Source organism: Bisbaumannia pacifica (genome assembly GCF_007989625.1).
Classification (GTDB): Bacteria; Pseudomonadota; Gammaproteobacteria; order Pseudomonadales; family Halomonadaceae; genus Bisbaumannia; species Bisbaumannia pacifica.
This window is the reverse complement of sequence record NZ_BJUK01000076.1, coordinates 1-9,115: the sequence shown is the minus strand read 5'-3', so window position 1 is coordinate 9,115 and position 9,115 is coordinate 1. Positions and strand designations below refer to the sequence as shown.

Below are 9,115 nucleotides of genomic sequence, written 5' to 3'. Positions count from 1 at the left end.
AAGGATGACAGCAACAAGGGCGGCAACAACAAGGATGGCAACAACAAGGATGGCAACAAGGGCGAGCAATAGAAAGGCCCGCGAGTGCGGGCCTTGGGAATGGGTAGTGTCTGATAGTGGCTAGAGAAGACGTCACATTACCATGGGGTTTTTATGGATGCCGGCGACTCCCGTCATGCCAGCCCACTGGTCCCCACGACCTTCACGCCAACCGCTCATCCAGTATTCTCGAAGATCCACATCTTGGCTGGGACACTCATCTCTGGAACGACCACTGAGTCCCGCCTTGTAGCCATGAACATAAGCACGCTGGAAGCGATCACGTTTCTGTCGTTTCATCGGATGGCCTCTTCAGAACCGTTAGACTTTGTGACGTTTGCAGTACACGAGACTCCTTATCGGCCCCGAGCGATTCATTCACTCGGCCGTAGTTATCCAGCATCTGCGGCAAGCAACGCATGCGTTATTTCGTAGCTACGCTTATACATTTAGACCATGACGGGACCGGTTGTCGACCGGTATTTTGGCATAAGAGGCCAAGCATATCGGCATGACGGGAATATGACGTCCGTCCCCGGCGCCCGGGCCCCGAGGCCAAGCGCCTCACCAACTGCCCTAGCGAATCTCCACAGCACACCATGAGTGATATGCAAGTGACGAATCTTCCAGCCTTTTTTGCCGCCTGCCCGCGCGGGCTCGAGACCCTGTTGGGCGAGGAGCTGACGGCCCTGGGAGCCCAGGTGGAGAAGACCACGGTGGCCGGGGTGCATTTCCGTGGCGAGCTGGCGGTGGCCTATCGGGCCTGCCTCTGGTCGCGCCTGGCCAACCGCATCATCCTCTGCCTGATCCGGGAGGAGGGCGTCGAGAGCCCGGAGCAGCTGGCGGACGCCGCGGCCCGGGTGGCCTGGGCGGAACACCTGGTGCCGGGGCGCAGCCTGGCGGTGGACTTCCATGGCCAGTCGGCGACGATCCGCCATACTCGGTTCGGTGCCCAGACCGTCAAGGATGGGGTGGTCACCGCCATGGCCCGGGCCGGTCGCGAACGGCCGACGGTCGAGCCCCGGGACCCCGACCTGCGCCTCTATGCCCACCTGCACCGGGGGCGCCTGACCCTGGGCATCGATTTCAGCGGCGAGAGCCTGCACCGGCGCGGCTACCGCCGCGAGCTGGGGCATGCACCCCTCAAGGAGAACCTGGCCGCGGCCCTGCTGATGCGTGCCGACTGGCCGGCCCGGGCCAAGGCCGGTGAGGCCCTGGTGGATCCGCTGTGCGGCTCCGGCACCCTGGTGATCGAGGCGGCGCTGATGGCGGCGGATATCGCCCCCAACCTGAATCGGGCGCGCTTCGGCCTGGAGGCCTGGGCGGGTCATGATCGTGAGCTGTGGCGGGAACTCAGGCGGGAGGCCGAGGCCCGGGCCAGCCTGGGCCGCAAGCGCTGCAAGGCGCGGCTGTTCGGCAGCGACCAGAGCCCCCAGGCCATCGCCGCCGCCAAGGCCAATGCCATGCGCGCCGGCATCCCGGCGCTGATCCACTTCCAGGGCGCCTCGGTGGCCGAGCTGAAGCGCCCCGAGAGCCTGAGTCCCGAGGCCAGGGGGCTAGTGATCACCAACCCGCCCTATGGCGAGCGCATCGGCGAGCTGCCGGAGCTGGTGACCCTCTATCGTCAGTTGGGCGAGCGGCTGCGTGAGGCCTTCCCCGGCTGGAACCTGGCGCTGTTCACCGGTAACCCCGACCTGGGCCACCGCCTGGGGATGCGCGCCCACAAGCACTACGCCTTCCGCAACGGGCCCCTGGAGGCGCGCCTGTTGCTGATCGCTATTCCCGAGGCGAGCGGCGAGGCGGGCAGCGACGCCAGGCCCGAGGCGCCGGCGCGTTCCGAGAATGCGCAGATGTTCGCCAACCGGTTGCTCAAGAATCGCAAGCGTCTCAAGAAGTGGCTCAAACAGTCCGGCGAGTCCTGCTATCGCCTCTATGACGCCGACATGCCGGAGTTCGCCCTGGCCATCGATGTCTACGGTGACTGGGTGCACGTGCAGGAGTATGCGCCGCCCAAGTCGGTGGATGCGGCCCAGGCCCAGAAGCGCCTCTTCGATGCCCTGGGGGTGATCCCCGAGGTGCTGGAGGTATCCCCCAGCCGGGTGGTGATCAAGCGCCGCGAGCGCCAGAGTGGCCGCGCCCAGTACCAGAAGCAGGGCAGCCATGGCGAGCGCTTCGAGGTGCGCGAGGGACGGGCGCGGCTCTGGGTCAACCTGCGCGACTACCTGGATACTGGGCTCTTCCTCGACCACCGCCCGGTGCGTCGGCGGCTCGCCGAGATGGCCGCCGGCAAGCGCTTCCTCAACCTCTTCTGCTACACCGCCACCGCCACCGTGCAGGCGGCGCTGGGCACCGAAAAGGCAGGGGGCGCCAGCGACACCATCAGTGTCGATCTTTCCAATACCTACCTGAGCTGGGCCCGGGACAACTTCGCCCTCAATGGCCTCGACCCGGCCCATCACCGGGTGGTCCGCGACGACTGCCTGCGCTGGCTGGAGACCGCCAAGGCGGAGTTCGACCTGATCTTCATGGATCCGCCGACCTTCTCCAACTCCAAGAAGATGGAGGCGACCCTGGATATTCAGCGCGACCATGGGCGGCTGATTCGCCTGGCCATGGCGCGCCTGGCCGAGGACGGCACCCTGGTCTTCTCTAACAATCAGCGGCGCTTCGCGCTGGATGCCGACCTGGCGGAGCAGTATCGGGTAGAGGAAATCTCGGCGAAGACCTTCGATCCGGATTTCAAGAGAAACCCCGACCTGCACCACGTCTTCCTGATTCGCCATCGGGGAGAGCCAACGGCATGATCCGACTGCGGCTCTATACCACCCTGGGCTGTCATCTCTGCGAGACGCTCGAGGCGTTGCTGGCGAGGCTCTGCTTGGTGGAGTACGCCCTCGAGCGGGTCGAGATCAGCGAGGATGATGCCCTGGTGACACGCTACGGGGTGCGGATTCCGGTGCTGGAGGCGGAGGAGGGCGAGACGCTGGATCGCGGCTTCGAGGCATCGCGGCTGGCGGCCTGGCTGGATGCCAGGGGCTGGCTCGACGAGGCCGCCTGGCGCCAGTTGCAGGCCCCGGCCCCATCGGCCGAGCCCGTCGAAGCAAAGATCCGCCATGGCCGGCGTTACTTGGGCTGATCGCAGGAGCCTGAAGCTGGCAGAAAAATATCGCCCCCATGGCCAATCCATGGGGGCGATTCACACTAGGTTGCTATCCCGCTTCCAGCTTGCCCTTAGGCGTTATCCAGCAGCGAGAGCTGGCGCACGGCGTCCTGGCCCTCGGGGGAGTCGGCCTGCACCTCGAGGACCTTGTGCAGGCCCCGGGAGCGCTGGATGGTGGCCTCGTCGTCGAGCCACATCATCGCCTGATCGTGATCCTCGGCCAGTTGGTGCTTGAGGCCGCCGAACTGGGTGCCGATCTGCCCCCAGGCACGGCTGAAGATCCAGTCACCGAACATGTCCTGGTGGATATGGATCAGCACATAGTCATGGTCACTTTCCCAGCGGACGATCACGGCGACTCCTGGTGGCGGCAAGGGGCCCCGGCGGGGCGAAGCTGCTATTGTAGCGACCTGCCTCCCATGAACAAGCCATCCCCAGGAGTCATGCATGCCTGCCCCCCGACGGATCATCGTGGACGCCAATATTCCCGCCGCCGAGGCCTGCTTCGGCGAGCTGGGCGAGGTCCGGCGCCTGCCCGGTCGCCAGCTTCCCCCCGAGGCGCTGGCCGAGGCCGAGGTGCTGATCACCCGCTCCATTACCCGGGTCGACCGGGCGTTGCTGGACCAGGCGCCGCGGCTGCGTTTCGTGGGCACCTGCACCATCGGCACCGACCATATCGATCGGCAGGCGTTGGCCGAGCGCGGTATCGGCTTCAGCAGCGCCCCGGGCTGCAACGCTGAGGCGGTGGTGGACCATGTGCTGGGGGCCCTGACCTGGGCGGCGGAGCGGGAAGGCCAGGAGCTCGAGGAACGCCGGGTGGGGATCGTCGGGGTCGGCCAGGTGGGCGGGCGCTTAGCCGCGCGCCTGGCGGCCCTGGGCATCGAGACGCTGTGCTGCGACCCGCCCCGGGCCGAGGCGGAAGGCAGCGAGGGCTTCCACGACCTGGAGACCCTGATCGAGCGGTGCGACGTGCTCTGCCTGCATACGCCCCTGGTGCGGGGTGGGTCCCATGCCACCCACCACCTGCTCGATGCGCGGCGCTTGGCGGCCCTGCGCCCGGGCACCTGGCTGCTCAACGCCGGGCGGGGCGACTGCCTGGATGGCGAGGCCCTGAAGGCCCGCCTGGCGGCGCGGGGCGACCTGCTCACCCTGCTGGATGTCTGGGAAAACGAGCCCGCCATCGACGAAGTCTTGTGGCGGGCGGCCGACCTGGCCACCCCCCATGTGGCGGGCTATAGCCTGGATGGCAAGCTGCGTGGCACCCACCAGGTCTACGGCGCCGCCATGCATCATTTCGGCCTACCGGCTCGGCGCAAGCTGGCGAGCCTGCTGCCGTCACCGGCCCTGCCTCGCCTGACCCTGGACGCCGGCCTGAGTCCCTGGGACGCCCTGCGGCTCTGTATCCGCGCCTGCCATGACCCGCGACGCGATGCCCTGGGGCTGGCGCGCTTCGCCCGCGAGCGGGGTATGGCCCGTGGCTTCGATGGCTACCGGGCCGCTTATCCCTTGCGCCGCGAGTTCGCCACCCTGACGGTCGAGCTTCGGGAGGGCGCCGCCGACCTGGCCCCCTGGCTCGAAGGCGCCGGCTTTCGCGTCGAGCACCGCTAAACGTATCGAGCCCGCCAATGGCGGGCCCGATTGCCTTCAGGCGATCAAAAAACGCGCTTACTGCCGATAGGTGGCTTCCTTGAGCGCGCGGATACGATCGGGCCTGTGGAAAGGGGCGGGTGGCGATAGCCAGGGATCCGCCCCGGTTGGTAGCTACTGCCGATAGGCGGCTTCTTTCAGGGCCCGGATACGGCCGATGCAGAGAGCGGCGGAGGGTGACCCGCCGCGTCTCATCTTATCGTTACTGCCGATAGGCGGCTTCCTTAAGCGCGCGGATACGATCATCCAGCGGCGGGTGGCTGGCGAAGAGTCGCTCCATGATCTTGCGGGTCCGGCCGGTGGTAATGGCGAAGGCGGTCAGGGTGTCCGGCATCTGGTCGGGTAGCTCGGTCTCGGCCTTGAGACGGGCCAGGGCATTGATCATGGCCCCGGAGCCGGCCAGCCGGGCCCCCGCCGCGTCGGCGCGGTACTCCCGGAAGCGCGAGAACCAGGCCACTACCGCCGAGGCGATGATGCCGAAGACGATCTCGGCGACGATCACCACCGCGAAGTAGCCCATGAAGCCGAGCCCCTCGCCATCGGTGCGGCTCTTCAGGAACTGATCCACCAGGTGGGCAACGACCCGGGCGAAGAACATCACGAAGGTGTTCACTACCCCCTGGATCAGCGCCAGGGTGACCATATCGCCGTTGGCCACGTGGCCGATCTCGTGGGCCAGCACCGCGCGGACCTCTTCGGGACGCATGCGGTTGAGCAGGCCGGCGGAGACCGCCACCAGGGCGTCGTTCTTATTCCAGCCGGTGGCGAAGGCGTTGGACTGCTGGGCGGGGAAGATGCCCACCTCGGGCGTCTTGATGCCGGCCTCCCGGGAAAGCTCCTCGACGGTATCCAGCAGCCATTTCTCGGTGGCGTTGGAAGGCGTCTCGATGATCACGGTGCCGGTGCCGCGCTTGGCCATCCACTTGGAGATAAACAGCGACACCAAGGAGCCGGCCATGCCGAAGATAAAGCAGAAGATCAGCAGGCTGTTGAAGTTGATGCCCTGGGCATTGAGGTAGGGCTCGACGCCCAGCAGCCGCAGGGTAATGCTGGCGACGACGATCACCGCCAGGTTGGTGCCCAGGAAGAGCAGGATTCTCATCATCGGGGGAATCTCCGTAGGAGTGGCAACCTCAGAGGGCGGCGGTCCGCGCCGCCCGGAAAAATCATGACGATTAGATACGGCCTTTGGCGTCGGGTTTCAAGCGTCCTTTCAAACCGTTAGCTCGCCGAATCAGAGCCCGTTGCTAGAGTCCCTTGTTAGAGCCCCTTGCGGTAGCGCTCCAGGAAGCGCGCGAAGCGATCCAGGGCGTCGCCCAGCTGGTCGGCCCAGGGCAGGGTGACGATGCGCACATGGTCCGGCGTCGGCCAGTTGAAGGCGGTGCCCTGCACCAGCAGGATCTTCTCCTGCAGCAGCAGGTCCAGCACCAGCTTCTCGTCGTCGGCGATGGGGTAGACCGCGGGGTCCAGGCGCGGGAAGGCGTAGAGGGCGCCCTTGGGCTTGACGCAGCTGACCCCGGGGATGGCGTTGAGCTTCTCCACGGTGATATCGCGCTGCGCCAGCAGGCGCCCGCCGGGCAGCACCAGGTCGTTGATCGACTGGTAGCCGCCCAGCGCCGTCTGGATGGCGTGCTGGGCCGGCACATTGGCGCACAGGCGCATCGACGCCAGCATATTGATGCCCTGGATAAAGTCGGCGGCACGCTGCATGGCCACCTGGCCGGAGAGGATCATCCAGCCGGAGCGGAAGCCGGCGCAGCGGTAGCTCTTGGAGAGGCCGTTGAGGGTCACCACCAGTTGGTCGTCGCCGGCCAGGGCGCCGGTGGATACGTGCTCCACCCCGTCGTAGAGGATCTTGTCGTAGATCTCGTCGGAGAACACGATCAGGTCGTGCTCCCGGGCGATCTCCAGGATCTCCTTGACCACCTCCGGTGGGTAGACGGCGCCGGTAGGGTTATTGGGGTTGATGATCACGATGGCCCGGGTATGGCCGGTCACCTTGGCGCGGATATCCTCCAGGTCCGGGGCCCAGTCCGCCTGCTCGTCGCACAGGTAGTGCACGGCGCGACCGCCGGCCAGGTTGGCGGCGGCGGTCCACAGGGGATAGTCAGGGGCCGGGATCAGCACCTCGTCGCCATCGTTGAGCAGTGCCTGCATGGCCATCACGATCAGCTCGGAGACGCCGTTGCCGATATAGACGTCCTCGATGCCGACATGCGGAATCTGCTTGCGCTGGCACTCCTGCATGATCGCCTTGCGCGCCGAATAGAGTCCCTTGGAGTCGCAGTAGCCCTGGGCGGTGGGCAGGTTGCGCATCACGTCCTGGAGGATCTCCTCCGGGGCCTCGAAGCCGAAGGGGGCGGGGTTGCCGATATTCAGCTTGAGTACCCGCTGGCCTTCCTCTTCCAGGCGCTTGGCGTGGTCGAGCACCGGGCCACGGATGTCGTAGCAGACGTTATGCAGCTTGTGTGACTTCTTGATCGGGGTGTCCATGGGCGTTGGGAATCCGCTGTCCAGTCGGGGGCGTGGCGCCCCCGGGGTTGTCATCTAGGAATCTGTCGGCGAGTCCGGCGTCTCGTCCTCGACGGCCGGCTCCGGGGGAATGTCCGCCGGGGTCTCCAGGGTCAGGCGACCCAGCTTGCCGGCGCGTAGCTCATGCAGCAGCACCTCGGCGCCGCGGTGCAGGTCCACCTCGCCGCCGGGGCGCAGGCCGCCGCGCTTGGCGGCGATCTCGGTGAGGATGGCGTGGCCATCGAAACCGGCCAGGGCCAGCAGGTCGAGGCGACGGGGGCCATCGGCATCCACCGCCTCGGCCTCCGGGTTGGCGGCATAGGCGGGCAGGGCCTTGAGCTTGTAGCGGCTCGTCAGGGCCTCGGGATAGCGCTTGGCCAGCTCCGCCGCGGTGACGATGGCCACCTCCACATAGTCGATGGCGGTATCGCGAATGGCGCCGCTGGCAGCCAGGCGGAAGGCGCTGGCCTGATCCTCGATCTTCGGCCACAGCACCCCCGGGGTGTCGATCAGCGCCACCCGGCCATCGAGGCGTACCTTCTGCTGGCGCTTGGTGACCGCCGGCTCGTTACCGGTCTTGGCGATCTTGCGGCCCGCCAAACCATTGATCAAGGTCGACTTTCCCACGTTGGGAATGCCCATCACCATGACCCGCACATCGCGGTCGGCACGGACCTGGCCGGCCAGGGCATGGCATAGCTTGGGGATGCCCTTGAGCTCCCGGGCCTGGGTGGTGGTCACCGCCAGGGCGCGGGTGTCCGGCAGAGCATCGAAATGGTCGACCCACTCCTGGGTGCGCACCGGGTCGGCCAAGTCGGCCCGGGACAGCAGCTTGAGCACCGGCTTGTGCTGGGTCAGTTCGGCCAGCATGGGGTTGGCGCTGGAGTAGGGCAGGCGGGCATCGAGCACTTCCAGTACCACATCGATCTCGGGCAGGGCCTCGGTGATCTGGCGGCGTGCCTTGTGCATGTGTCCCGGGTACCAGCCGAGCATGATGCGTGTCTCCTGGGCAGAAAAAACGGCCGTTCATCTTAGCAGATGAACGGCCGTCGGCGCTGCTTCAACTGGGGCTCGCGGCGACTATTCGCCTTCGTGGAAATTGATGGCCAGGGAGTTGATGCAGTAGCGCAGGCCGGTGGTCTCGGCGGGACCGTCCTCGAAGACGTGCCCCAGGTGGGCATCGCAGTGGGCGCAGACCACCTCGGTGCGCACCATGCCATGGGAAGTGTCCGCATGCTCCTCCACCGATGACTTGCCGAGGGGGCGGTCGAAGCTCGGCCAGCCACAGCCGGCATCGAACTTGTGCTCATTCTCGAACAGCGGGGCATGACAACAGACACAGTGGTAGATGCCCTGGGCATCATTGACCCGGTAGTCGCCGCTGAAGGGGGCCTCGGTGCCCTTCTCGCGGGTCACATGGAACTGCTCGGGGGTGAGTTGGCTGCGCCATTCGGCGTCACTCTTCTCGATCTTCTTGCGCATGGCGTCCTCTCTGGCTGCTGCCGGTCGCCGCCGTGGGGCGGCAGGGTCGGGGGCGGCCGATCGCCCCATCTATAGGGTAGCTTCTCGAGAGCAAAAATTGGCGCTTAACCATAGGCTTGACACCATCTCGGTCGCTCAGTAATATACGCGCCACCTCGACGAGGCAAGCAGCGTCCCATTCGTCTAGTGGTCTAGGACACCGCCCTTTCACGGCGGTAACAGGGGTTCGAACCCCCTATGGGACGCCACTCCTCGACGCGGTAGGATGATCGAAAA

The 9,115-nt window shown here is 66.4% G+C and carries 9 protein-coding genes and 1 tRNA gene; 4 read left to right on the top strand and 6 right to left on the bottom strand.

Annotated features, from left to right (window positions below):
• Positions 1-132: 132 nt before the first annotated feature.
• Positions 133-339: a ribosome modulation factor gene (gene rmf / locus HPA02_RS17480; protein WP_146804486.1), complete on the bottom strand. Its 207-nt coding sequence runs from the start codon at positions 337-339 to the stop codon at positions 133-135.
• Positions 340-638: 299 nt separating this feature from the next.
• Here rmf and rlmKL point away from each other — a divergent pair, with 299 nt between their 5' ends.
• Positions 639-2,843 (top strand): bifunctional 23S rRNA (guanine(2069)-N(7))-methyltransferase RlmK/23S rRNA (guanine(2445)-N(2))-methyltransferase RlmL, encoded by a 2,205-nt coding sequence (gene rlmKL / locus HPA02_RS17475; protein ID WP_146804485.1) that lies wholly within the window; start codon positions 639-641, stop codon positions 2,841-2,843.
• Complete coding sequence (locus tag HPA02_RS17470) at positions 2,840-3,175, top strand: glutaredoxin family protein (RefSeq protein WP_146804484.1); 336 nt, start codon at positions 2,840-2,842, stop codon at positions 3,173-3,175. The genes rlmKL and HPA02_RS17470 overlap by 4 nt, the downstream gene beginning before the upstream one ends.
• 95 nt (positions 3,176-3,270) lie before the next feature.
• Here the strand turns inward: HPA02_RS17470 and HPA02_RS17465 are convergent, their stop codons facing one another.
• A complete protein-coding gene (locus HPA02_RS17465) occupies positions 3,271-3,552 on the bottom strand; it encodes a hypothetical protein (RefSeq protein ID WP_146804483.1) in 282 nt (93 codons plus the stop codon).
• 94 nt (positions 3,553-3,646) lie between these two features.
• Here HPA02_RS17465 and pdxB point away from each other — a divergent pair, with 94 nt between their 5' ends.
• Positions 3,647-4,807 carry a 4-phosphoerythronate dehydrogenase PdxB gene (gene pdxB, locus HPA02_RS17460; protein WP_146804482.1) on the top strand — a complete coding sequence of 387 codons (1,161 nt, stop codon included), beginning with the start codon at positions 3,647-3,649 and terminating at the stop codon, positions 4,805-4,807.
• A 241-nt stretch (positions 4,808-5,048) separates the two neighbouring features.
• On the opposite strand, the gene htpX is transcribed toward pdxB, so the two are convergent.
• The 4 genes from htpX to msrB all read right to left on the bottom strand — a co-directional run bounded on the left by htpX (position 5,049) and on the right by msrB (position 8,839).
• A complete protein-coding gene (gene htpX / locus HPA02_RS17455) occupies positions 5,049-5,951 on the bottom strand; it encodes a protease HtpX (RefSeq protein WP_146804481.1) in 903 nt (300 codons plus the stop codon).
• A gap of 155 nt (positions 5,952-6,106) precedes the next feature.
• The gene (locus tag HPA02_RS17450) at positions 6,107-7,339 is read right to left on the bottom strand and encodes a pyridoxal phosphate-dependent aminotransferase (protein ID WP_146804480.1); all 1,233 of its coding nucleotides are present in this window, start codon (positions 7,337-7,339) and stop codon (positions 6,107-6,109) included.
• Positions 7,340-7,393: 54 nt separating this feature from the next.
• Entirely contained in the window at positions 7,394-8,350 is a 957-nt protein-coding gene (ylqF, locus tag HPA02_RS17445; RefSeq protein ID WP_146804479.1) for a ribosome biogenesis GTPase YlqF, read from the bottom strand.
• 87 nt (positions 8,351-8,437) lie between these two features.
• A complete protein-coding gene (msrB, locus tag HPA02_RS17440; protein ID WP_146804478.1) occupies positions 8,438-8,839 on the bottom strand; it encodes a peptide-methionine (R)-S-oxide reductase MsrB in 402 nt (133 codons plus the stop codon).
• A gap of 172 nt (positions 8,840-9,011) precedes the next feature.
• Here msrB and HPA02_RS17435 point away from each other — a divergent pair.
• Positions 9,012-9,087: transfer RNA gene (locus HPA02_RS17435), tRNA-Glu, on the top strand.
• The last annotated feature ends 28 nt before the right edge of the window (positions 9,088-9,115 follow it).

What these genes read in the sequence shown, in the direction of transcription:
- rlmKL (WP_146804485.1), top strand. Translation starts at nt 639, where the DNA reads ATGAGTGATATGCAAGTGACGAATCTTCCAGCCTTTTTTGCCGCCTGC.
- pdxB (WP_146804482.1), top strand. Translation starts at nt 3,647, where the DNA reads ATGCCTGCCCCCCGACGGATCATCGTGGACGCCAATATTCCCGCCGCC.
- HPA02_RS17450 (WP_146804480.1), bottom strand. Translation starts at nt 7,339, where the DNA reads ATGGACACCCCGATCAAGAAGTCACACAAGCTGCATAACGTCTGCTAC.
- rmf (WP_146804486.1), bottom strand. Translation starts at nt 339, where the DNA reads ATGAAACGACAGAAACGTGATCGCTTCCAGCGTGCTTATGTTCATGGC.
- HPA02_RS17470 (WP_146804484.1), top strand. Translation starts at nt 2,840, where the DNA reads ATGATCCGACTGCGGCTCTATACCACCCTGGGCTGTCATCTCTGCGAG.
- msrB (WP_146804478.1), bottom strand. Translation starts at nt 8,839, where the DNA reads ATGCGCAAGAAGATCGAGAAGAGTGACGCCGAATGGCGCAGCCAACTC.
- ylqF (WP_146804479.1), bottom strand. Translation starts at nt 8,350, where the DNA reads ATGCTCGGCTGGTACCCGGGACACATGCACAAGGCACGCCGCCAGATC.
- htpX (WP_146804481.1), bottom strand. Translation starts at nt 5,951, where the DNA reads ATGATGAGAATCCTGCTCTTCCTGGGCACCAACCTGGCGGTGATCGTC.